The organism is Bradyrhizobium sp. BTAi1, assembly GCF_000015165.1.
Lineage (GTDB): Bacteria > Pseudomonadota > Alphaproteobacteria > Rhizobiales > Xanthobacteraceae > Bradyrhizobium > Bradyrhizobium denitrificans.
In genome coordinates this window covers 7,026,271-7,049,147 of the sequence record NC_009485.1, presented here as the reverse complement: position 1 = coordinate 7,049,147, position 22,877 = coordinate 7,026,271, and the positions used below count along the sequence as shown (strand labels likewise).

Genomic DNA, 22,877 nt, shown 5'->3' with positions numbered 1-22,877 from the left:
CCGTCGTGTTGCTTTGTCGCACCAACACCTATTGTGTCGTCGGGCAAATCAGCCGCACATTTGCCGCCGTCCCGGCCCGCCGGAGGGGCGTTTCGCGATCGTCACGAGGCGCGGGCTGATAGGATGCGATGGGCGTAGAGCTCCGCAGCGTGGCTTGGCCGCGCCGACGAACGAAGCGCTGCGCACGCCGAAATCGTGGCGTCCCGATACCCCGATGCTGGTATCACGTTGGTCGCGATGCTCGAGCATCGCACTGACAATGGTGGCCAACACGCCGGCGCACCAGGGAGACCACGTATAACGCGTCAGACCATCGCGCAGGGAGGGCCGGGTCGTTCCGGCTGAACCTGTGGTAACCGCCGCGTGCATTTTCTTATCGCACGCGGGCCGCAGGCCTCAGCCGAGGCCTGGCTCTCCCTGCGCCCTCCATCCTGCTGAGGGCGGCGAATGCACAAGACTCGGACGCGTGACGCGCCGCGAGGCCTTATGCGTTCGACCGACGCATCAGCCTTGCTTCGCGGCCGCCTTCTCCAGGCGCTTGGCCATCACCTTCCAATAGGTGCCCGGCATGAACCGCTGCAGCAGATCCATGATTCGCGCGTCGCCGCCGATCAGGATGCGCGGCTCGTTGCGTTCGATGCCCTGGATGATGCGCTGGGCCGCCTCGCGCGGGGTGGTCCTGGCCAGCCGCTCGAAGCGCTCGATCGCCTGCACGCGGCGCGCATTGTCGGTCATGCCGTGGCCGGCGCGGGCATTGCGCGCGATCGCGGTGGCGACGCCGCCGGGATGCACGACCGACAGCCTGATTGGGCTGTTGGCGGTGGCAAGCTCATGACGCAGGCTCTCGGAGAAACCGCGCACCGCGAATTTGGCTGCCGCATAGGCCGACTGGCCGGGCGGGGCGATGATGCCGAAGATCGAGGACAGATTGACGATGTGCGCCGCGCGCTGCCGCGCAAGATGCGGCAGGAAGGCCCGGGTGCCGTGCACGACGCCCCAGAAATTGATGTTGAACAGCCACTCCATCTCGGCCTGGTCGATCTCGTTGAAACCGCCGAACAGCGCGACGCCGGCATTGTTGATGACGATGTTGAGGCTGGGATGCGCGCGCGTCGCATCCTCGGCGAACTGGCCGATCGCCTGGCCGTCACTGACATCGAGGCGATGCGTGGTGACCTTGCGGCCTGTCGTGGCGAGCTCGCTTGCAACGCTGGCCAGGCCCGCCTCATCGCGATCGGCCAGAGCGAGATCGCAGCCGCGCGCCGCGAGTTCCTGTGCCAAGGCGCGGCCGATGCCGCTGGATGCTCCCGTCACGGCCGCCGCCGCGCCGCTGATTGCCGTCATCGCCGCTGTCCCTCCCTCGCTCGTTCGCGTCGCCGTTCCAAAGCGGGCTGGATTTTCTGCCAGTTTTTCGCATTGGAACCGAACCATCCTGCTGTTCCGCTTTTAACTCACATTGCAATGGGCCGTGGCACATTTCGTGGAGGTACAGGCATGGGACAGTCGCAGCCGTTTCGCGCGACCGTACTGATCGTCGAGGACGATCCGACCCAGCGCGAGATGATCGCGCTGCTGCTGGAGGAGAGCGACTACGACGTGATCGCGTGCGAGAGCGCCGAGGCTGCGGAACTGGTGCTCAACAAGCCCGGTCACCGCATCGTACTGATGATGACGGACGTCAATCTCGCCGGTCGCATGAGCGGCGTGGAGCTCGCGCACATCGCGCGGGCGCGCCATCCCCATATCAACGTGGTCGTGACATCGGGACGGCCGCTGTCGCAGCCGCTGCCGGGCGGCACGAAGTTCTGGAGCAAGCCGTGGGCGCCGCTCGACGTGCTGCGCGAGGCCGAAGTGACGCTGGAGCGTGCGCCGGAGATGGCCCGCAGATGGGGGGAGTGAGCCGGCGGGCCGGATCGCCTTGACGGATCGGCTCGGGCGCACCATTTCTGGAAATGCGAAGGCGTAGGCCGGAGTGGCGAGGGAGATGAAGGCGGGCGATGAAGGATTGGCGATCGGCAGCGCGACGGCGGTGACACCGGGTGGAAGCCGCGCTCCCACCCGGGGGAGTACGACTACTTCTTCTTGGCGGCCTTCTTGGTCTTCTTCGCCGCTTTCTTGGTCGCCTTCGCGGCCTTCTTCGCTTTCTTCGCCATGGAATCCTCGTCAGGAGTGGATGGATTGCAACGCGACTTCGAGGCCTCGCTGGCGCAGAGGAGCCATGCATCAGCCTCGGGAGACGATCCCAGCAGATTCGCGAAGCTCTGCCTCACCCTGTCACCTGGGCAACTTGCCCTTATCCACAGCTCGATGGAGGCCGCAGCCCGTTGCGGCGTTCGCGCGGGCTTCGCGAGAGGGTTAACAGCGGACTAATCGTGTCTTCATTGTTTCAAAACCAAGGCGCAATCTTGGTTCCGGATTTGAGGAAACGTTAAGCGCATCGCGCTCATGGTGCCCGTAAAAGACAGGGATGGTCATGAGCGTGGCGTTGCGAGACAGTGAGGGCAGGATCGATCGCATCCGGCAATCGGGATGTTGAACGTTCCGACGCTGTGGACCGCCTTCGTGGTCAACTTCCTCGCACTGGGCCTGATCTGGGCCTATGTGATGCGGAGCTACCCCAATCTGGCATCGGCGCGCTACTGGACAGCCTCTGCGTTCATGTGCGCGCCGGCCGCCTTGTGCGCGCTGGGCCAATTCTATTTCGGCTCCTTCATGCCCCTGCTCGCCGGCGCCTCGCTGATGACGCTCGCGATCTGCCTCGCGGCGATGGGCGTGCAGCGCTTCTATGGCCGTGCAGCCTCGTGGCGACTGAGCCTCTCCGTGGTCGCGCTGACCTGCACGTCGATCGCCTTCTTTCTCTATGTCTACGACCACGGACCGCTACGGATCCTGTGCTACTCGCTCGGGCAGGCGGTCCCGATGGCGGTGATCGCGCGGCTGGTGCTGGACGCCAGAAACGGACCCATCAATCCAGGGGCGCGACTCGCCGGATTGCTGTCGGTCCTGATCATCGCCGTGTTCGCGGCGCGGACGATCGGCGCCTTTATTGGCGCGGACTTCAATTTCAGTCATTCCACCAGCGGCCAGGCCGCTGCGGTGCTGTTGCTGATCTTTCTGTCGATGTCGCTCAATTTCGGTTTTCTGCTGATGGCCGTCGACCGCCTGCGCAACGAGGTCGCCGATCTCGCGCTGCTCGACGATCTCACCGGCGTCGCCAATCGGCGCCATCTGATGCAGCGGCTCGGCGAGGAGTGCGCGCGCGCAGAGCGGTCGGGAAAACCGTTCGCGCTGCTGGTGATCGATCTCGACGGCTTCAAGCTCATCAACGACAATCACGGTCATGCGGCGGGCGATGCCTGCCTGCAGCACTTCACGCTGATGGCGCAGACCCGGCTCAGGCCGGGTGACATGCTTGCGCGCACCGGCGGCGACGAGTTCTGCATCCTGCTGCCGTCGTCCTCTTTGCGGGAGGGCGCGATGATCGCGCGACGGATCCTGCAGGTCTGCCGCGACGATGCAGAGGCCTGCGCCGGAGCCGACGTGCCGATCGAGGTGTCGATCGGCGTGGCCGAGTGGACGCGGGACCTCGGTGCATTCCCGGACCGGGTGATGGCGCGGGCGGACCAGGCGCTGTATGCGGCCAAGAAGGATGGCAAGAACCGTTATGCCGTTTACCAAAACGAGGTCGATGCGCCCAGCTTGGCCCCGGAGCAGATCGCCGCGTTGGCCCTGCATCACCCGCGCCAGGATGCTGCCGCCGAATAGCGGTGCTAATGTTCGGCCATGAGGCCGATCCTGTTCTCCCGCCACGCAGCGCTTGCGCTGCTCTTCCTCTCACGGCCGGCCGCGGCGGACGACCTCGCCGCAATGGCCCGCGCATCCGGCACGCCGGATATTCCGGGCCTCAGAATCGTCTGGCTGGCGCCGTGGGGCGACCCGGCCAAGGCGCATCCCTGGACCAACATCATCGTCCACCAGACCGAGGGGCCGGCGGGGTCGGCGCGGGCGGGGGCGCTGGCGCAGGCCAAGACCCCGAAACGGCGCGGCGTGACCCTGTGGGTGGAAACCGACGGCACGGTGTATTGGGCGGTGCCTGAAACCATGGTCACGCTGCATGGCGACGGCGCCAATCGCAACGACAACCGCTATATCGACAACGCATCCACCTATCGCAAGGTCGTGCGCGACAATTCCATCGGCGTGGAGTTCGCCGGCAACTATCCGGACGTCACCGCGCCGGCCACCGAAGCCCAGATCGCCGCATGGCGCGTGCTCTCCAAGCTGCTCCGGCTGCGCTACCGGATTCCGCGGGAGCGGATCTATGCGCATAATTGGATCGACTACAAGGACGCCCGCTATTGCGAGGGCTGCGCGCTCGCCGAGCTCGCCCGCGCCGCGCCTGACTAACGAGCCTCACCTAACAAGAAGCCGGCGTCTCCGCCGGCTCCGATCGCATCAAAACCACCTTAAGCTAGGAAGCCGCGCCGTTAATGCGCGGCCTCCAGGGCCGCCGCCTCCTGCTTGGCGATGGCGCCCTTGACGGCGGACTGCACCTTCTCGAATGCGCGCACCTCGATCTGGCGCACGCGCTCGCGCGACACGCCGAACTCGGCGGCGAGGTCCTCGAGCGTCATCGGCTCGTCGGCCAGACGCCGCGCCTCGAAGATGCGGCGCTCGCGCGCGTTGAGCACGCCGATCGCGCCGTTCAACGCCTGCCGGCGGTGGTCGTATTCCTCGTGCTCGGCCATGATGGCTTCCTGGTTGGGCGAGGTATCGACCAGCCAGTCCTGCCATTCGCCCGCTTCGCCGTCGTCGCGGATCGGCGCGTTCAGCGAGGCGTCGCCGCCGAGGCGGCGGTTCATGTCGACCACGTCCTGATCGGTCACGCCGAGGCGCTTTGCGATCAGCTTGACCTGATCCGGATGCAGATCGCCTTCATCCAGCGCGGAGATCCGGCTCTTCGCCTTGCGCAGGTTGAAGAACAGCTTCTTCTGGTTCGCGGTGGTGCCCATTTTCACGAGCGACCAGGAACGCAGGATGTACTCTTGTATCGACGCCTTGATCCACCACATGGCGTAGGTGGCGAGGCGGAAGCCCTTCTCGGGCTCGAACCTCTTCACCGCCTGCATCAGGCCGACATTGCCTTCCGACACGACTTCGGATATCGGCAAGCCGTAGCCGCGATAGCCCATGGCGATCTTGGCCACGAGCCTGAGATGGCTGGTGACGAGTTTCTGCGCTGCGTCGCTGTCGTCATGCTCACGCCAACGCTTGGCGAGCATGTACTCCTCCTGCGGTTCCAGCATCGGGAACTTGCGGATCTCAGCGAGGTAGCGTGCAAGTCCGGATTCTCCGTTGAGAACCGGTAGTGTAGCTGTACGGGCCATTGAGCGCCCTCCAGTTGGTTCAGGCCCCCGATAGCGGCGGGCCAGGCAAAGCGGTCGCTTGGTTAAAGCCAACCGGTTTGCGACGTTCCACGCGTCGACCATTCGACGCAGGCGCAACATACACCATTTTCAGCCCGAGGTGGAAGGATTCCGGGGGTCACGTCCCCGTGTCCCTGCTATAACCTCTTGGCATGCTTGCGCTTTTCTGAAGGTCCTGCGTCATAGCGCCGCTCGCAGCGCCTCCCGCAAGAGGGAAAGATCCTCCGGCAGCTCCGATTCCCAGCGCAGAATTTCTCCCGTCCGGGGGTGCTCGATCACCAGCAGATAGGCATGCAGCGCCTGCCGTCCGAGCGCCTCCAGCGCCGCCCGCGCGCCTGGCGCCAGCTGGTTCGCCTTGGTCTTGAAGTGCGGGCCATAGACGGCATCGCCGAGCAGGGTATGGCCGAGATGCGCCAGATGCACCCGGATCTGGTGGGTGCGCCCGGTCTCGAGATGGCAGGCGATCAGCGACGCCACCGGCTTGCCGTCGCGGCCGACAAAGCTCTCCTGCACCTCGTAATGGGTGATGGCCTCGCGGCCCCGTGGCCGCACCGCCATCTTGTCGCGGGCATGCGGATGCCGGTCAAGCGGGGCGTTGATGGTGCCATGCGGCCGGTGCGGCAGCCCCCAGGAAAACGCCAGATAGCCGCGCTCCATCGCGCCGGTGCGGCCGTGATCGGCGAACTGCGCGCTCAGCGAGGCGTGCGCGTGATCGTTCTTGGCGACCACCATCAGCCCGGTGGTATCCTTGTCCAGCCGGTGGACGATGCCGGGCCGCTTGACGCCGCCGATCCCGGACAGGCTGGCGCCGCAATGCGCGATCAGCGCGTTCACCAGGGTCCCGGTTTCGTGCCCGGCGGCGGGATGCACCACGAGGCCGGCCGGCTTGTCGAGGACGACGATATCGTCGTCCTCGTAGACGACGTGGAGCGGGATCGCCTCGGCCTTCGGCTCGGGCGGGGCCGCTTCGGGCACGTCGATTGTGATCGTGTCGCCGCTGGCGACGTGATAAGCGGGGTCGCGCACCGCCCCGGTGCTGAGGCTGACCTGGCCGGCCAGGATCAGCGCCTTCAGCCGGGACCGCGACAGCTCCGGCAGCCGGGCCGCGAGCACGCGATCGAGCCGCGGCGAGCCTTCGTCGCCGGCGACAATGACCGTCATCAGACCGTGGGAATGTGAAGTCGAGATGTCCATGAACTCTACCGTTGCGCCCGAGCCGTCCTCGCCCGAGCAGGCCCAGCTGATGGCGCGGCTGCGGCGCATGATGATGATCGCGGGCGTGACCACCTCGGTCGCGATCGCAGTGCTTCTGGTCGCCATCGGCTATCGCCTTTTCCGCGGCGATGGAAGCACAGCTTCAGGCCCGGACCTCACCGCGATGCTGCCCAAGGGCGCCCGCATCGTCGCAACCGGCACCGCCGGTGACCGCCTGGCGGTCACGCTCGACATCGCCGGCACCACCGAGATCCGTACTTTCGACGCCAAAACCCTGAAACCCACCGGCCGCCTCCGCTTCGCCGTGGAGCCGTAAGGGCAGGCGATGCGGACGCCTCCACGTCGAGCGGGACTCGTGGCCCCCACCCCCGACCCCTCCCCGCAAGAGGGGGAGGTGAGGGGTCGGGGGTGGGGGTCCCCGCGGGGACTCTCTCCTCCACCGCCCCCACAAAAATCCCATCCCCCGTCTTGCGGCGCGGCGATTTCGAGGCTATGCGGTTCACCTCACGCTCCCTTCGTCTAGCGGTTAGGACGCGGCCCTCTCAAGGCTGAAACAGGGGTTCGATTCCCCTAGGGAGCGCCAGCAGCTCTAGAAGCGCTGAGAATTCAAAAACATCACGCAAATCATGGCTTTGACTGCGCTCGGGTGGTAGCACTTGGACGTAGCTTTGATGCGTGTGCTGATGGGACTGATCAAAGACCGGCACGGTACGTACTATGCCCAGCGCAGGGTGCCCGAACGGCTGCAAGAAGCCGTCGCCCTTGTGCTCAACTCTGGCCGCCCCAGGCAGGTGTTCCTAAAGAAGTCGCTCGGGACCAAGAGCGTCAAGGAAGCCAACGTAGCCGCAACCCACGTTCTCGCAGATTTCAATCGGACCTTAGCCGCGGCGGAGGCGCTCCTTGAACAGCGGCCAACCGTGTCCGTGCTCACCGATGCGCAAATAAAGCGGATGGCGGAGAGCTACTACGCGAGCAAGCTGGCGGAGGACGAGGAGCAGCGTCGGGAAGGTACAGGGTCTGAGCCGCTGTTTCAAAGCATCGCTGCCCAGCTGGCCGCGGCAGGCGTGGAATTCAACACGCCGTTTGCAGTTGGCGAATTGCCTGAGGCGGGCCTCTCTGATCGTGAGATTTTCAAGCGGGCCGGCTCGTTGCAGTACGAACTCGCTGTCATCCCGCAGGCTTTGGCGCGGGGCGATGTCTCGGCGCTCCGCGAAGAACTGGACGAACTGCTCCTTGCTTTCCAGCTGGACACCCTGGACCGCAAGAGCGTCTCGTATCGAAAGTTAGGCATGGCTGTGCTGGCGGCCCACGTGAAAGTCCTCAAGGACATCGAGCGACGAAACGCAGGCGACGACGTGCCAACCCCGGCCTTGCAATGGCCTTCCAGTGTTGAGGGCTCTGGAAGCCTCCGTGAGGCGCTGGAAGGCTGGAAGAATGAACGGCAGCGGCCCGCGGATGGCGTCCACGAGTACACGCGCGCGGTCGACCTCTTCATCGAACTGCACGGAAACCTGTCTCTCGCAGACATCAAGCGCTCGCACGCCAGCCAATTCCGTGAGGCGCTGCGCCAAGTGCCCAGGACACGACGGGGACGGCTCCTGAAAGCGGGGCTCTCAGAGCTGCGACAGTGGGGGCAAGAGCGTCCGGCCGAGCCCAAGGTGTCCTCTGCTACCGTGAACAAGCAACTCGGGGCGGTGCAGGCCATTGTCGGTTGGGGTTATCGCAACGGGATGGTGCCAGATGAAGTCCCTTGGTCCGACCCGTTCAAAGATATGAGGGTGGAGCGCCAGCAGTCGACGCGGGACGCGTTTGACCCTCAAGGTCTGCAAGCTGTGTTCGATGCGCCGCTGTTCACGGAGCAGAAGATACCCGCGGGCGGCCAGGGAGCAGCCGCCGTGTGGCTTCCGCTGCTGGCGCTGTTCATGGGAGGCCGTCAAGGTGAGTTCGCCTCCCTGCGCACGTCTGACATTCGTGGTGACGTTGAGACACAAATCCCGCTGTTGTGGATCGTGCGCGACGTGGGTGCTGGGAAAAGCGTCAAGTCGGATGCTGGTGAGCGCGTCGTGCCAGTTCACCCGCAGATCATCCAACTCGGCTTTCTCGACTACGTGGGGCGCCGTAGGGTTGTCGATGGAGACAGGGCTTGGCTTTTCCCGCCCGTGGCGCCTGATCAGCCGGGAGGCCGCAAGGCGTGGGCAAAGTGGTGGGGGCGTTACCTGCGCAACCATATTGGCGTAGCGGACCCCAACCTAGTTTTCCATAGCTTCAGACACGGCTTTCAGGACGCGCTGCGCCGCGCGACACCTGACGAAGAGCTGAGAGACGCCCTGGCAGGCCGCAGCGCCGCTGGGAAGTCTGTGAGCCGTCAGTACGGCGCCAAGCAGATGCTCCAGCGTTGGGGCGTGCAGAAGCTGCACGAGACCATCTGCAATGTCACCTTTCCGGGATTGGACCTGTCGCGTGTCCGAGCCCCGATCAGTAGCGCGCTTACACGCGGCAAGAGGGATAACTGACCAACGCCTCCGGGCATGAGGCCCAAGGGGAAACAGGGGGAATCTCGATGTCGAATAGCATCACAAAGAAGCTCGCCACCTCCGCGCTCACAGAGACGATACGCGTTGCTTGGCAGCTGATCTACGGCGGCCGTGGGGTGATCGAAGCTTGGGCCACGGATCAAGGCGCCCTGGAGGATCGCACGGTGCCTCATTGGTTCGTGCTGCGGCTGATGGGCCTCTGTGAGCTGGCCGTGCATGCAGGCGAGTGCCTGGAGAAGATGGTAGATAAAGCAACCCAAAAGCTCGGCATCGATCTAGCGGACGTTTTGACCGGACGCGTAGACCCCCGCATGTCCTAATGCAATTAATCGAGGCTCCAGGGCGGCCCTCAGGGCGCTCTGGGAGCCCAGGTGGCGCGTGAGAGCCTGGAGTTATCCGGGACGTTCCGAGGGCTCCACGGGCCGCCTCAGAGGCGTGAAATCGTGAGGGGAGCGCAACCGTGAGACCTATGGTCACCATCCTTTTCTTGGCTGGCACCGCATATGCCGGTAGCCAGCTCTCCGGGCTATCCGAGTGGCAGTCCGCTGGGACGGCTGCAGTGGTCGCCTGCGTGGCATTGGTGCTGCTCTGCGATGCTCTCTCGCAGGCAGTCGACAGGCTGTCCGAGGAAGTCAGGCAGCTCAAGGCGCATGTGGAGCAGCGCCGATGAACACGGGGACTAGCGCGATGTGATCCACGGCGAAACAAAAGGCCGCACACGGTCCCGAGGGAAACCTATGTGCGGCTTCTAGTCTTTCGCAGCTAAGCCACCTTCACCAGCTCGCTCTTTGCGCCGCGGCCCTTGCCTGTCACGGCATAGGACACCCCCATAGCCTGGAGGGCCAAGGTAAGGGGATGGTTCTCGTTGCGGAGGTTCTTCTGCAGCTCTTTCTTGCCGCTAGGCGTGAGGCCGAACTCACGAGCCACCGCGCGCAGTGAGGTGCGACCTGGGGCACGGTTCTCCATATAGGTTAGCAGGCGTCCCTGGGGTGTACCGGCCTTGCTCTTTCGCACCTTAGGGCCGTCAAGCTCAAAGGGCCAATCGACGACTTGCAATCCCGGCATTTCCCGACGAATAGCGGCGAGGATGTCATCCCCGCGCTCGCCAGAAGGGAGGACGATGAAGATGTCCGCAGGCGGACACCCGCCGTGCTCGTCGGTCACGTGACGTATTCTGATCCTATTGACGGCTTGGATGATGGACGCGGATAACTGCCTTCGCACCATCAACTCCCTTAGGTTCAAGTGCCCTTTCCATGTTGGGTTGTCTAGCCAGTCATCACCGTGGACGCCTTGGAGGGCAAAGAACACGTTGGTTGGCCATGTCACCGCATCCCGGAACGGCAGGCCGAAAATCACTGCGGTATCGCAACCGGCAAAGGTGTTACTTCCGTCGACAGCGCCCCAATGGGCCGTTGCCACTTTGGCAAACGGGAGCGCCTCCGGTTCGGGAATCTCGTGCTCTACAGCCTTGTGCACGCAGAAGAACACCGAACGTTCGGGGCCGATGCGCTGCGTTAGGTCCTCAATTAGGCGGGGGAAGCGCGTCTTCGCCTTCTCAACCATAGCCCCTTTGCCGATACCCGCGGACGTCCGCGCGACGTGGAACGTCACGCTGCTGTAGTCTCGCACTCCTGGAGGCGTAGGTACGACGCGGGCGCGGTCCTCCATTAGCTGGTAGACGAAATCGGTGTGCGCGGTCGCGTCGAGAACAACAGGCCCAGGGGCGTCTAGGGGCATCACCAGGGCAGAGGAATTGAGCGTGGGCTGTGCCCCTTTGGTCGCAAAATATGCGTGTTGGTCGAGCACCGCCTCGGCAGCGGCTAGCGTCTTGTCGACTTGGGAAGCAATCCGAGCGCGATCATTTGCGTCAGACTTCCCCACGTACTGATCGTAAGGGAGCTTGAACATCGAGGCCCGTAGCGCGCTCAAGTCCACGGTTCCCGGTGAGCCCCCCGCGTGCCAAGCCATGCAGGCACCGCCTCCAAAGCCTTCACTGATGCCGCCGTGGTGCCCCATCGCCACGTAGAGGCCCTCAAGAGCGTCCACTGCGGGAGCATGAGCGATGCGCAACTCGTGGGGAATGTAGCCTATGACACGGCCGAGGCTGTCGAGCTTTACTTGGCTTTCCTCGATCACGTTGCACAGAGCTTCATCAACGATAGTGAGAAGCCGTTCGCCGTGCTTCCATTTCATCAAGAGCTGCCACTTCCCCTCGCGCGTGCTTGTGAGCCTCTGCGTTGCGCTCACGTAGGCCTGATGAGTGATGACAAGTACGTCGGTCTCGCCCAGTTGCTCGCGGGAAGTCCTGTGCTCCATATGGTCGGCAACGGCAACCTGCCGGCCAGAGAGCGTATTGATGGCCATCACCATTTCATCGGCTTGGTCGATCAGCCGGGTGACGATGAGGATGCCCACCGGTTTGGTGGGGGGCGCGGTAGCCGCGTTCTGTTGCGCTTGGAGCGCCGCATACACCTTGGCGCCTAAAGTCTTGCCTGAGCCCGTGGGTGGCCACAAAACGCGCCAATTCGGAGCAACACCAGTAGCGGTATCTGTGATGGCTTCTTGATAGGTGTTCGCCATAGTGCGCCAGAGCTTCCGCAGGGGCTCACTGGGAACGTTTTGGTATCTCATGGTCCACTCGTCGGCCATACGGTCGACAAAGGTCTGCGGCGACACGAGAGCGTAACCCTCGTGCAGGCCGATGAGGTCTTTCATTGCAGGTAGGTTCCCCATGGGGATTATTGGGGGGCAGACCTCTATAGAAGACACCTTATAGAGGTTGACCCTCCATTCTTCGGAGGAAGGACGACTGCGGAAGGGCAATGTCCAGTTTCAGTCTCTGTGATGCAAAAACCACAGACAGGAGAAGTTGATAACCGGATAGGAAGCACCAGCCTTATGGGGGGTGCCAGTCTTTGGCCCCATAGCGGGCCTCAGGAGTCTCGGAGCGCGATTGTGCTGCTCAGGCCTCTTCTACCACCAAAAAGGGCACCCCGAGCGCTCCAGCGGGCCCCAGAGGACCGGCATGAGCCCCACAATGCCCCTTGAACACGGAAGGCCCCCTGAGCCTCCACAAGGGAAACACAGGGAGCCTTCCGTACCGCGGCTGGCAGCATTGGCAGAGCAGATCAGCGCTGCTCTATGTCGCTTGGGTGCTGCCCGTGTTGCTCGTGAGAGCTTCGCGGTATTCCGGCCTTGTTCAACGTGTCGGTGTTCAATCCTGTTGAAGAGCCCCGGCACCTTTGCGGCGGCGTATCGACCGAGGTTGTGCCCGAGGCGTCAACGCCGGCTTCATGAGAGCGATCATTTGGCGAGCAAGCGCTAGTCCCGCTGGAGTGAGGGTCACGCGGTACTCCCTCCGGTCTCCGTGTGGTCTCTGTGTGAGCGCGACTAGGCCTAGGCTTTGGCGGCCTTCGCGGCTGACACAGCCGAGGTCCCGGAGAAATCGGGAGATGGTCCACGGCTTCACACCGACTCTGGCGGCCAACTCCGTAACCGTAAGGTCATCCTGAGCCATGACATGGAAGAACGTCACGGCTTGCAGAAGGCTCATGCGTTTGTGCAGCGGGCGCAACAAACTGAGCGGTGCGTACAGGGCGTACAGCTCGGCGCGTGTAAGAGATGCGAACTGCTGATGATCCACGAGAGGTGCTCCTTTCGCCCACTTTGGAATTAGAGCACACAATGGTCCCTCCGGACCCAATGGCTGCCAAAGGGCAAGCATTCTTCACAGCTTTCGGAGAGCGCCTTAGCCGATACGGATGATGTAGTTCACTACCCGAGCCGGCTGCACAATACTGTGTGGCGTACCTCCACCACTGTTGACGGAGACGCTGAGGCTCGGGATCGCTACGGGCAGGCTGATCTGCTTGTAAGCGCCGAGCAGGCCAGAGCCAGGCGAGTTCTGAATGAACCCCGAGTTCGTGAAGATGCCCGCGCCAGCTCCACCACCGTTGAAGTTGAAATCTCCAACGTAGAGGTTCGCAGAGGTCACGTGGGCGCCATCGGTGGCACCATTGAGCTGCGGGACCTCTGCTGCCGTTAGGGCGTGCGTGTCGGAGCCCATGATGGCCCCAAGGACGCCCTTGACGGCACCCGAGATGCTGCTGAGGAGGCCGGGCGAGGAGCCGCCACCCATGGTCGATTTGCCGACCGGGAGGGCTTCCTGCATGTTGATCACGTTGAACGTCGTCGAGCCATCGCCCGCACCGTACGTGGTGCCCCAAATGGCGAAGAGGGCCGCGCCGTTGCCAGTGCGGGAGAGCACGCCACCGTTGGCCCAGCACCACGAGCCCTCGGTGGGGAGCGTGTCGGTGAGCCACATGATCATGCCGCCGATCGGCACGACCCCAGGGCCCTTGAGGGACCCTCCGCTGGCGGTGAGGTTTCCGTAGGCTGTCGTGCCTGAGGCGGTGACGCTCAGTCGGGTCGAGGCCGCGGCCACAATGTCCACTTCGCCGGCCGCGTTGCTGGCGATGCCATCTTGCGAGTGTGTCGTGAAGAACGCGCCCGCGTCGGCGAGCACCTGGACGCCATTGGACACCGTGGTGACCGTCGTGTCGATCTGCGCGTTGGTCGAGTTGAGCGCCGCTGAGGTCCAGTTGGGGAACGTGGCCTTGAGGGCGCCCTTGATCAGACGAATGTGGTCGTCAGCGTTGCTCAGTGGGTCGGATGGCACAGGGTTGGCCGGGACAAGCTGGGAGATGAAGGAGGCAGTCTCTAAAGGCATTCGTCTTTGAAGTTGTTTTTGGAAATTTGAGGGTGATGAGCTGCTGGACTGGTAGGGGTGCTCAGCGCGAAGAGATAAGACGCCTATTCCCGATTGCTGCTTAGACCTGAGGCCTCGATGACGCTGTCCAGCGTGCCTCCCCGGATCAGGGCGAGCACGAACATAGGCAGAAGGCTTTGCGGCTCTTGGCTCAGCGCCCACTGGTGGGGCGCGAGAAGGCCTCCCATGTGATGGCGGCGGACGATCAAGGAGACGAACTGCCGATAGGCCACATACTCCGCCGCGGACCATCCGAGAGCTTCGTACTCCTTGAGCCGCTTGTGGTCCCACCGGCCCAACAAGCGGCGCTCGGGGAGGCTTTCGAAGCTAGAGGGCGTCGGGAGGGTTTGGCTGGTCACGAGCCTCTCCTAGCAGTTGGTGGCGCTCCGGCGCCCTTCGGCGTCCGTAGATCCTCAAGCGCCCGTGCCGCGCATGGGTGGTCGGCGCCCATTTCCATGGCCGCCCGGTAGTTCGCAGGGTGAGCATAAGGCTTTCTGAGTGCTCCGGAGATACGGCAAGCGAAGGCAGAGAGTTCGGAGGGTGTCCATCCGGCCTTGATGAAGCCTCCAAGGGCCTCTCGGTGCTGGATGGTGCGTAGGCTGTTGCGGACCTTCTTGAAATCCGGGGCCTGTGGCGGCCCTGATGGTTTGGATGTGTGTTTTGTCACTCGTGATTGTCGGTGGTGTACCTAAGCCTGTGACACCGCCCGTGTGGGTCGGCGCTCGATGCCTTAGACATCCGCGGTCGGGGAGCGTCCCGAGCGGTGCCCTTTGGTGTGTAAGTGGGGGTGAATTGGCCGTAACCCCTTGATGGCGACAGTAGTTCTTCAATGATTTCAATGGGGCTGGTGTGCAAAAAAGTACGTAGTTCAAATTCCGCCCGATCCGCTTGCAAGTCTGGCGGTTTGCACTCCCTGATAGCGACGTGTGGCTCTATGAGCGGCGTCCAATCGAGGGGAGAGAGACCGTGAGGCCTCTGGTAACGGCGCTGTTCCTATCGGGCACAGCTTATGCGGCCTTGCACTGGTCCGGCTTCCGACCGTCAATCCCTGGAGGGTGCCACGCTTGCGTTTGCGTCACCATCACCATGGCCTGCGATGCCCCCGCTCAGTCTGTCGGCACCCTGCAAGAGGAGGTCCGGCAGCTGAAACCTCGGGTCGACCATATGGGGTAGACGGGCACTGAAGCGGGCTTCTCCTCTGGAAGTGCGTGGGGCCGGCAGATAATCGCTTGCGATTCCAGGATTAGTGTATCGAATAGGCGCATTTGTTGCTTGTGCCGGCTTCGAGGTAGAAATGGCGCGCGGAAGCAGGGTCTAGGTCGTCTGCAGCGCGCCACTGGGATCAAGCACCGGCATGCGCCGCGGCAATCCTCAGCGAGGCTCCCACGGTCCCCTTGGGCTCTGAGCAGCCGTCGCGCTAGGTGCTCGGAGGGCAGACGTATGGGGGCGTTGGGCGGACTAACACACATCGGACACCGTACCCGACCGACCACACGGCACTCGCTACACCCAAGCTGAGCGTTGCGAAATGGTTTGTCTCCGCCAAACATTTGGCCGGGCGTTGTGGATGGCGCGGACGCTCGGGGCCGGTACGATGACGTGAGGCTCATTTGGGCCCCACCTTGCGTGCGCTGCAGCCGCGACCTGGGCGGCGGCCGTCGCCCTTTAGCCTCGATTTTTGAAGTTGGGGCGGGCCGGTTTTCCAACAGGGGCCCGGTGGCCCATATGGGACCCAAAGAATTTTGGCCGACTAGGCGCCGTGCGCGATGAGCCAGTATGCCGCGGCCCCGAGCACAGCGGCGGCTTTGGGGCACTCAATGGCAACCGCGAGGACCGCGATAACGCCGAAGGCAGTTCCTACGATGGTCAACATGGTGTCTCTCCCAGCCTCAGGCCCGCTCTAGAACGTTCGCAACGCTTTGGGCGTACCAATGGCCGCCTCGTGCCGTAGGGATGCCGCGGGCGTTCAGCGCCTCCGCAATCTGCCGTAGGGTGCTCGCGCCGGCCTTCTGAGCTTCGCGGATGATTGGCAAAACGTTCGCTGCGTATCGGTCCGCTTCCGCCTTCACGGCTTCCACCGCGTTCCTACGGGCCTCGTGAAGCCTTGGGTTGCCCAGGGTCACCCCGCGGGCCTTGGCGGCCGAAAGGGCTTGCCGTGTCCGCGTCGAGATCAGCGAGCGTTCCTTCTCGGCAAGCGCTGCGAATAGGTGCAGGACGAACGGGTCAACGTCAGAGCCAAGCTCAGCGACCACGAAGGGGACCTTGTGAGCCATCAGGCCGCTGATGAAATGGACGTCGCGGCTGAGGCGGTCCAGCTTCGCCACGCCCACCTGACATCGGAGCTTCTTCGCAGCAGCTAGGGCGGCCTTGAGCTGAGGCCTGCGGTCCAGAGCGTCTGCGCCCTTGCCCGTCTCGACTTCAACGAACTCCCGGACGACCTCAAAGCCCTCCGCCTTTACAAATTGGGACAGCACCTGCCGCTGGGCCTCTATGCCCAGCCCCGAGCGGCCTTGGCTTGAGGTGGATACACGGATGTAGGTGACGAGAGGTGCGGCTTGCATTGCGAAAGGCTCCCCAGGGCTGATCTGTAAAGAACCTTATTGACCGTTTAGATTATGGACAACGCGCGTCTTGGAATCCCAGCGATTCCAATTTGCATGGCTCGCGATCCGGAGCGCGGGCCTTTTACGAACCCACCTTAGTTGGAGTTCTCGGGCCAACGGCGACGCGTTTCGTCAAAGCGGGGATGAAGTCCAGAATGCGGGAGGCGTGAATACATATCCCGAGGTTGTTGGGGATTTGAGATACGGGCACCGGCAACGTTGCGGTCGGAATCGGGACGACCTTGATCTCTCCGACTGCGGTATGCATATGGCCCGCGAACAGCACGCCTATGAGCGTCAATCTGGTTCCAAGATGAAGTCCGCTAAAGCTGCCGCTGTTATAGATGAATACAGGGGAGCCGCTTGAGCCCGGAAAACATGCGGCATCTATTAGAAATTGCTTCTTTCCTCTGTACTCGCGCGCCGCCGACGTTGCGGTGATGCCGCGACGAACTATCGGAAGATTGTTGACGTCATCCCACAATCCATTGGGATAACCGATCATGGTAATTTCCTCGATAGCGTCCAGGGTAGAGAGCATCTCGGGTGAAGCAATAATGCCTTGGCTAAGATTGATGTAAAACGGTCGCCTACCAACCTTCTCCAGCTGTTCGAACAATGGTTGGGTCGGCAACAGCGCCAGGTCCACATCAGGGTCTGGGTGGTCGATCCACGCCTTGCCGAAATCGTAGATCGAAAACCGTTCGTGCCTTCCCGTTGAGCGCCCCTGCGCATCGGCCATCGTGTAGTGAAAATCAGACTGAATCGCGCCTTGAAAAACGTGCCGATTCGTAATGATCGCGGGGACAAGGAAATCATCAAACTCGAAGGAGAAGTTAAAGCCCGTCCCCGATGAGATTGCTCCCTGAGCATCCTTGCATTCGATTCGGACCGTCGAATGCAGTAGCTTGGTCGCGACGGAGAGTTCGTCTAGCGTGTCACTCATTTTTCACCTCAGAGAGACGTATCCAAACCATTCACGGCACGTCGAAACGAAACCAGCGGCTTCCTGTCCGGGGGCGAAAAATCTGCCGGCAAGGAGACGGCTAGCGTAGGATCAGAGCCGTCTACCAGCCCTCTGCCGCGCACTAACACATTAGCACTAATGCCAGGGTGCGTATTTGCCCACTGGGCCACCGCAGCGAGAATAATCGGATCAAAGAAAGAAACGAAATTCTCGATAGCAGAAAGTTGAATTTCGATTTGATCTAAGAGCGTATTGGCTTGTTTGAAGATTTCACGATATGTCGTGATAAGAGGGCTTCGGCCAAGCATCCCATTCGAAGCGTTCTGATTTCGATTCTGCCAAACGGCGTTCCTTAGTGTCGCGGTATCAATCTCAGCAGATAAGTTCTCAAAGGCGCGCAAGATACTGCTGAGCGTTTCATGTGGAAGAGTGGCATCAGAGAAAAACTCTCGTGCGCGAATGGTCATTACGACCTTTGGAATGTTCTTATAAAATGGCGGCTGTGGCGCAACGGGTTTGCGGCCTTCGCGCCTACGCTTCTTCTGTTCGGCTGGACTAAGCTTGTTCCAATCCGCTAGCTCCCGTTCATACCGCTCTTCAGCGCGCACCTCGGCATCAAAGTCACGAACTTTTTCGTCAATGTGGAGGGCACCACCGTAACGGGCCGACGCAATTGACAACCCGCCAAATAGTCGGGGATGAGCCTTTCGGAACGTTGCTCTTTTGTCACGAAACGCGCGCACCTCAGGACAACACTGCAGACGCTTCAGATAGTCGAAGAAGGCTGCAAACTCGCTTTGGAGCCCAAGCCAACGCCTTAGATCATCAGCATGGCTCCTAGCACTTTCATAATCGCTCCTAAGGCCCGCAAAGTCCGCCCCATAGATTTTATCGCCACAGTCGTGACCCACTAAAAAGCGAACTCGTTCGTCTACCTTGATGACATAGCCGGCTAGGTGGTTTGGGTATCCGCAATGAGCGCACCGAATATAGCTACGCTTGGAGCCTCTGAAATCGTAGCAAAGCTCTACGATTGGTGGGTAACCGTTGTCCGGAGGAACATCTAGCACCAATCCCTCCAAGCCTTCGGGATCGGTCGTCGTGAACGAAACGCGTAAGAGCTGCTCGTCGGTCAGTGACCTCCAGTAAGTGTTGATTTCGCCATCGCCCTTTCGGGCACGCCGGGCTCTTTGAGGCATATTGAATCTCCGCGAGGCCGCGAATCAGCTCTAGCCGTTGGAGATTTTACAGAGATTCGGTTTCTTGCTGCGTTTAACCGCGCAATTCTCACAGTGTTCGAATTGTAGCTCATGCAAAATACCCGTCTTGAGAATTCGGAAGTCGGGCCCCTTTGCGAGAAACGGATAGAAACACTTGCTTGGTGGTAGCATTCGATGGTAGCATCGCTGAGGTAGTCGAGCCGATTTGTTATTGTTTTACAACGTCATAGCGCCTCGCCCGCGCCCTCCCCTAGGGAGCGCCAGTTCTGCCTCACCCCCTCTGATTTCTTTGGCTTTTTAGTCGGTTTTCCCAAACCGGCAGATTGCGTTTGGGGAAAGTCGTTCGCCTTGTGTCCCTCAAGGCGCGCCACAGCATCGACCGCAAGGCTCGCCTGATCAGCCTCCTCAGTGTATCGCTCGGCCTCCGCAAGAGTGGTGTGGCCAAGGACGGACATGATCATCTTTGCCGTCGCTCCAGCCTCAGCTAGGCGACGGCCGGTTGCCTTGCGCAGGCCGTGCGGCTGACAACCGAGCGGCAGGCCAGCGTCAGTGATCGCGTCGCGCATCCATTGGCTGAAGCCGTCGACGCTGAAGGACTGGCCGTAGGCGGTCGTGATGATCGACATGTGGTCACGCTTTGCGACCGCCAAGGCCGAAAGCAGGTCACGGTGTAGCGGAATCAACAAGCGCCGTCCTGTCTCCTGCTGCGCGACGGCGATTCTGTTTTCGGGCGTGATGTGGGACCACGCCATGCGGACCACGTCCGATCGTCGTTGACCCGTGTTCAGGAACAGTTCGAAGGCCAGCCGCTGTTTGGTTTCCAGAGGCCACTTCTTGCGGAAAAGCTCGATCTCGTCCTCGGTCCAAGATCTGATGCGCTGAAGCTTGGGGCGCTTTATCCCGACCGACGGATCGTGCTTGATCCATCCGATGTTGATTGCGTGACGGATCAAAATGCGAAGTTTCTTGAGAGTATCGAGAGCCGCGCCGGGCCGGTCGGCGAACGGCTGAAGAATGCCGGTGATGATGCGCTCGCGAGAAAGTCCAGCGACTGTCCGATGCCCGTGCTCGATTCTGAGGGCCTCGAGGCGTCTGCCGTACCCCTCCTTGCTGGTCTTTCGAAGGCCGATATAATCCGAGCTTCGCATGTAAGACGCGATCAGCGCGGAAATTGTGCCGTGAACGGGAGAGCGAAGTTCGGGTCTCGATGATGTCGCCTGACCGAGAAGGGCGCTTTGATAGGCCGACATGAACTCAGAGCTGGTCGGGTCATCTGGCAGGCGAATGCGCGCACCCTTGCCGCGCCGAAATGACAGGTAGGTATGCCCCTTGACGTGATTGCGCTCAACGTATGGCGGCAACCTTCGAGGCATCGACATCACTCCACGTCTCGTCAACGCCAGGATCATTGCCATCCGAAGGCAGCAGATCAATGGCAGTATCCAGTTCTCGAACGTCCCATGCCTTCCGGCGCTCACCTAGGATTTTGGGCCTTGGCATAGTGCCTGCTCGCACCATTTGATCAAAGACATTGGCGGAAACGCAGATGTAGGCGGCTGCCGCCTCGCGAGTAATGAGCCGCGGCTTGAGTGATGACGGGAGAGCCGTCTGCCTTGGCATCGATCGGATACCCTTTCCGAAGCCCTGTGCACCTGCCGGAAAACGCCGGAGCACGTGTTTAGGCTTTGGATCAGGTAAGAGCGAAGGCCTTTCCGTCCTTCGGAAGTGTCATCGCACTATCGGAAGCAAAAGGGTCGGTTCAATGGCTCTATCGCGGGTGCTCATCGTCTGCTTGCGGGCCGCCATCCTGCTCGGACACAAGGAGCTCGGAGACGCGAGATACAGCGTCCGAGTGACTGCGAATCATCCCGCTCCACGTTCTGCTCTTCCGCATCTCGCCGCGAAGTGGACCTCCCAAAATCGTGGTGATGAAACCGCAGACCGGGGCGGCGGCTACGGTGCGCTCGCACGGTAAGCTTGCGACTGTAATGACCACGTTGCCATGTTCTATCGCGGTCACTGCCACGGCACGACCCTGCGAATTTGGTTCGGCGAAACGACCTTGCGACACAGAACCTCCTCTTAGGCCGATCAGGCGTTACATACTTTAGTGGATACATACTATAGTTGATAAAAACCATGCGCGCAATGGGCTGACTTCTGCCCATGGACATGCGTCGGTTGGTTGGCCGCAACGTTTTGCGGATCCGAAAGAGCAAAGAAATGACTCAGGAGCAGCTGGCGGAGATTTCTGGCTTCAGCCAGCAGTACATAAGCGGCCTGGAGAAGGGGCAGCGCAACCCAACTGTCGTGACGATTTACGAGCTGTCGGTCGCACTCGATGTGGATTATCTGGAGTTACTGAAGCCCGACGCTCAGTCGAGGAGAGCGAAGGAATAGCGCCCCCGGTAACAGCTCGCGGACGCCGATGTGCGACCCCTCACAGGCGCCGCAATGGACTAAGTTGCTTGGCCGCGGCAAGGAACAGGGGAGGGGTTGCTTCTAGAAAAGGGAATGCTGCATCGAGCGCGTGGCCGCCTGCGGCGGCGGCATGACGACCTACTCCTTCTTGACGTACGCGGTCGGCTCGCCTTTCAAAATGATCGCCTTTCCCGACCTATAAAATTCATCGGCCGCTCCGCAACCACTGTCAGAAAGCCCGACGATCGTGCACCGGGGCAGCTTCTTTGAAGACATCAATCAAAGTCGCCACGTGTGATCGCACTTTATTTAGATCTTAGCTTTCGGTCCTCCCTTCATTCGCTATCAAGGGCGCCTGGCTTGTTGGTTGGCCTGGTCTTTCCCTTCCGGAGGGAAACGATCGAAGGAGGCAAATAGCCCTTCGGATAGATCTCGATCCGCGCTGCTCGCCGGCGCCGACGCTTTCCTGTCGCGAACGCGTCCATATCGCGTTCCTGCGAAAGTAAAGAATTTCAGAAAGCTTATGCCCATAACTCGACACGACTGGAAAAGACTAAGTAACACCAGATACTCTGATAGACCTGCTGCTTTAATGCTTCGTCGAACGTTATCTCTGTAGGCGCCGACGTGTTTGATAGCATTCTCGGCCAAGTTGTTGATCCAGGAAACGCCATCATGGCGCAGGAATGTGAAGAGGCGTTCGCGTTTCGCAGGAGTCTTTGCTGTAAGGCCTTGGATGTCTCCGATTCGTAAATCCTCTCCCCAATCGCACGAAGAAATCCATCTGCGGCTTTTATATGCGTCTGCAGATGACGCTGTTTGAGACCGTGCTGGTCGATGGTCGTGACAATTGACCTCAAGGACACCGAATGGCGCCGTGATGGATTGAACCTCCTCGTCGAATGGATTGTCGAGAATGGCCCGGTTCAAATCCCGCATCAGGTGAATAAGGCAACGCTGCTGCAAGCAGGGGAGTCCGTCGTAGGCAGAAAAGAAGTCGGAGACCAGCACGCCTTTGAAATCTCGAAGCATCTGCCGCAGAAAGCCACCCTCGCGTGAGGGGCGGAATATGCATATCGTCGCTGAGTAGTTTGCGAGTACCCATACGTACCCTTCGCCGTCCTTCAGGACATCGCGCCCAACCTTTGTCACCGAAAGCACGTGCAACATATGTATACCGAAAAAGTTGGGCAAGTCCGCTGGGAGCGCTGGCGGCGATACGTCGTACTCGACGCGTTTCAATCGGAAGAACTTTCGGCGCTCCCATAGGAGTGCAATTCTGCGGCGGTGGTATGGGGAGAACGAGAGTAGTCTTGCTTGCCCGTTGCTATCCTTATTGGCCAAGTCGGCCTCGAACCTACAGTCAGGTCGTTATGAGCGGGAGGCTCGGTCGATCGCCTCCACAAGCGTGTCTCAACTGCAGCAACTTCGGCAGCACTGCCGCGCCTGGGCGGATCAGTCCGCACGCGACGTCATTAGCTGGTGCGCCTCGAAAGCAAGACCGCGTCTGGTATTGGACATAGTCTTGAACCTATGCGCCGCATGCGCCCGCTTCGTGGGAGCCATGCGAAAATACCATGATACCACAACCTGCGGGCGTGGCTTACGGCGTGTCGCGCCGCAGAAAAGTGTGTTTGTTCGCCTATCAAACGCCACATTTTGCGTCTCCCGGCATTCGAGCAGGCGAAGCGGGGGTTGCAATCTCAGGTAGTGTTGTTCG

The 22,877-nt window shown here is 61.4% G+C and carries 19 protein-coding genes and 1 tRNA gene; 8 read left to right on the top strand and 12 right to left on the bottom strand.

All coding sequences use genetic code 11. The features are described from left to right. Positions 1-504: 504 nt before the first annotated feature. On the bottom strand, positions 505-1,344 hold the full coding sequence (locus BBTA_RS31680) for an SDR family oxidoreductase (protein WP_012046593.1): 840 nt from the start codon (positions 1,342-1,344) through the stop codon (positions 505-507). 150 nt (positions 1,345-1,494) lie between these two features. On the opposite strand from BBTA_RS31680, the gene BBTA_RS31675 reads away from it, so the two are divergent. Then, positions 1,495-1,899 carry a response regulator gene (locus tag BBTA_RS31675; protein ID WP_012046592.1) on the top strand — a complete coding sequence of 135 codons (405 nt, stop codon included), beginning with the start codon at positions 1,495-1,497 and terminating at the stop codon, positions 1,897-1,899. A gap of 173 nt (positions 1,900-2,072) precedes the next feature. Here BBTA_RS31675 and BBTA_RS41475 read toward each other — a convergent pair whose 3' ends face one another. Next, positions 2,073-2,270 (bottom strand): hypothetical protein, encoded by a 198-nt coding sequence (locus tag BBTA_RS41475; RefSeq protein ID WP_041751019.1) that lies wholly within the window; start codon positions 2,268-2,270, stop codon positions 2,073-2,075. A 259-nt stretch (positions 2,271-2,529) separates the two neighbouring features. Here BBTA_RS41475 and BBTA_RS31665 point away from each other — a divergent pair, with 259 nt between their 5' ends. Together BBTA_RS31665 and BBTA_RS31660 are read left to right on the top strand one after the other, a co-directional pair. Continuing rightward, positions 2,530-3,765: a GGDEF domain-containing protein gene (locus tag BBTA_RS31665; RefSeq protein WP_012046591.1), complete on the top strand. Its 1,236-nt coding sequence runs from the start codon at positions 2,530-2,532 to the stop codon at positions 3,763-3,765. A gap of 18 nt (positions 3,766-3,783) precedes the next feature. Continuing rightward, positions 3,784-4,407 carry an N-acetylmuramoyl-L-alanine amidase gene (locus BBTA_RS31660; RefSeq protein ID WP_012046590.1) on the top strand — a complete coding sequence of 208 codons (624 nt, stop codon included), beginning with the start codon at positions 3,784-3,786 and terminating at the stop codon, positions 4,405-4,407. 80 nt (positions 4,408-4,487) lie between these two features. Here the strand turns inward: BBTA_RS31660 and rpoH are convergent, their stop codons facing one another. Both rpoH and BBTA_RS31650 read right to left on the bottom strand, forming a co-directional pair. Next, on the bottom strand, positions 4,488-5,387 hold the full coding sequence (gene rpoH, locus BBTA_RS31655; protein WP_012046589.1) for an RNA polymerase sigma factor RpoH: 900 nt from the start codon (positions 5,385-5,387) through the stop codon (positions 4,488-4,490). A gap of 219 nt (positions 5,388-5,606) precedes the next feature. Continuing rightward, a complete protein-coding gene (locus tag BBTA_RS31650; RefSeq protein ID WP_012046588.1) occupies positions 5,607-6,587 on the bottom strand; it encodes an RluA family pseudouridine synthase in 981 nt (326 codons plus the stop codon). A gap of 31 nt (positions 6,588-6,618) precedes the next feature. Between BBTA_RS31650 and BBTA_RS31645 the strand changes: the two genes are divergently transcribed. From BBTA_RS31645 to BBTA_RS31630, 4 genes are all read left to right on the top strand, one after another. After that, positions 6,619-6,957: a hypothetical protein gene (locus BBTA_RS31645; RefSeq protein WP_012046587.1), complete on the top strand. Its 339-nt coding sequence runs from the start codon at positions 6,619-6,621 to the stop codon at positions 6,955-6,957. Between the two features lie 192 nt (positions 6,958-7,149). Then, positions 7,150-7,224: transfer RNA gene (locus tag BBTA_RS31640), tRNA-Glu, on the top strand. Between the two features lie 88 nt (positions 7,225-7,312). After that, positions 7,313-9,154, top strand: a complete 1,842-nt coding sequence (locus BBTA_RS31635) for a site-specific integrase (RefSeq protein ID WP_148221546.1) — start codon at positions 7,313-7,315, stop codon at positions 9,152-9,154. A gap of 47 nt (positions 9,155-9,201) precedes the next feature. Continuing rightward, positions 9,202-9,495 (top strand): hypothetical protein, encoded by a 294-nt coding sequence (locus tag BBTA_RS31630; RefSeq protein WP_012046585.1) that lies wholly within the window; start codon positions 9,202-9,204, stop codon positions 9,493-9,495. A gap of 442 nt (positions 9,496-9,937) precedes the next feature. Here the strand turns inward: BBTA_RS31630 and BBTA_RS31620 are convergent, their stop codons facing one another. The 7 genes from BBTA_RS31620 to BBTA_RS31590 all read right to left on the bottom strand — a co-directional run bounded on the left by BBTA_RS31620 (position 9,938) and on the right by BBTA_RS31590 (position 20,115). Next, positions 9,938-11,893 carry a hypothetical protein gene (locus tag BBTA_RS31620; RefSeq protein ID WP_148221545.1) on the bottom strand — a complete coding sequence of 652 codons (1,956 nt, stop codon included), beginning with the start codon at positions 11,891-11,893 and terminating at the stop codon, positions 9,938-9,940. A 1,033-nt stretch (positions 11,894-12,926) separates the two neighbouring features. Further along, on the bottom strand, positions 12,927-13,856 hold the full coding sequence (locus BBTA_RS40385) for a phage tail protein (RefSeq protein WP_148221544.1): 930 nt from the start codon (positions 13,854-13,856) through the stop codon (positions 12,927-12,929). 134 nt (positions 13,857-13,990) lie between these two features. After that, positions 13,991-14,305: a hypothetical protein gene (locus BBTA_RS31605; protein WP_041751016.1), complete on the bottom strand. Its 315-nt coding sequence runs from the start codon at positions 14,303-14,305 to the stop codon at positions 13,991-13,993. 1,530 nt (positions 14,306-15,835) lie between these two features. Further along, positions 15,836-16,507, bottom strand: a complete 672-nt coding sequence (locus BBTA_RS31600; RefSeq protein WP_012046578.1) for a recombinase family protein — start codon at positions 16,505-16,507, stop codon at positions 15,836-15,838. A 124-nt stretch (positions 16,508-16,631) separates the two neighbouring features. Further along, the gene (locus tag BBTA_RS31595; RefSeq protein ID WP_012046577.1) at positions 16,632-17,495 is read right to left on the bottom strand and encodes a serine protease; all 864 of its coding nucleotides are present in this window, start codon (positions 17,493-17,495) and stop codon (positions 16,632-16,634) included. Between the two features lie 8 nt (positions 17,496-17,503). Beyond that, positions 17,504-18,715: a hypothetical protein gene (locus BBTA_RS40380; RefSeq protein ID WP_012046576.1), complete on the bottom strand. Its 1,212-nt coding sequence runs from the start codon at positions 18,713-18,715 to the stop codon at positions 17,504-17,506. 245 nt (positions 18,716-18,960) lie between these two features. Then, on the bottom strand, positions 18,961-20,115 hold the full coding sequence (locus tag BBTA_RS31590) for a tyrosine-type recombinase/integrase (protein ID WP_244424496.1): 1,155 nt from the start codon (positions 20,113-20,115) through the stop codon (positions 18,961-18,963). Positions 20,116-20,902: 787 nt separating this feature from the next. On the opposite strand from BBTA_RS31590, the gene BBTA_RS31585 reads away from it, so the two are divergent. Then, entirely contained in the window at positions 20,903-21,136 is a 234-nt protein-coding gene (locus tag BBTA_RS31585) for a helix-turn-helix domain-containing protein (RefSeq protein WP_041751015.1), read from the top strand. A gap of 366 nt (positions 21,137-21,502) precedes the next feature. On the opposite strand, the gene BBTA_RS41910 is transcribed toward BBTA_RS31585, so the two are convergent. Further along, entirely contained in the window at positions 21,503-22,327 is an 825-nt protein-coding gene (locus BBTA_RS41910) for a transposase (RefSeq protein ID WP_371260217.1), read from the bottom strand. Between the last annotated feature and the right edge of the window lie 550 nt (positions 22,328-22,877).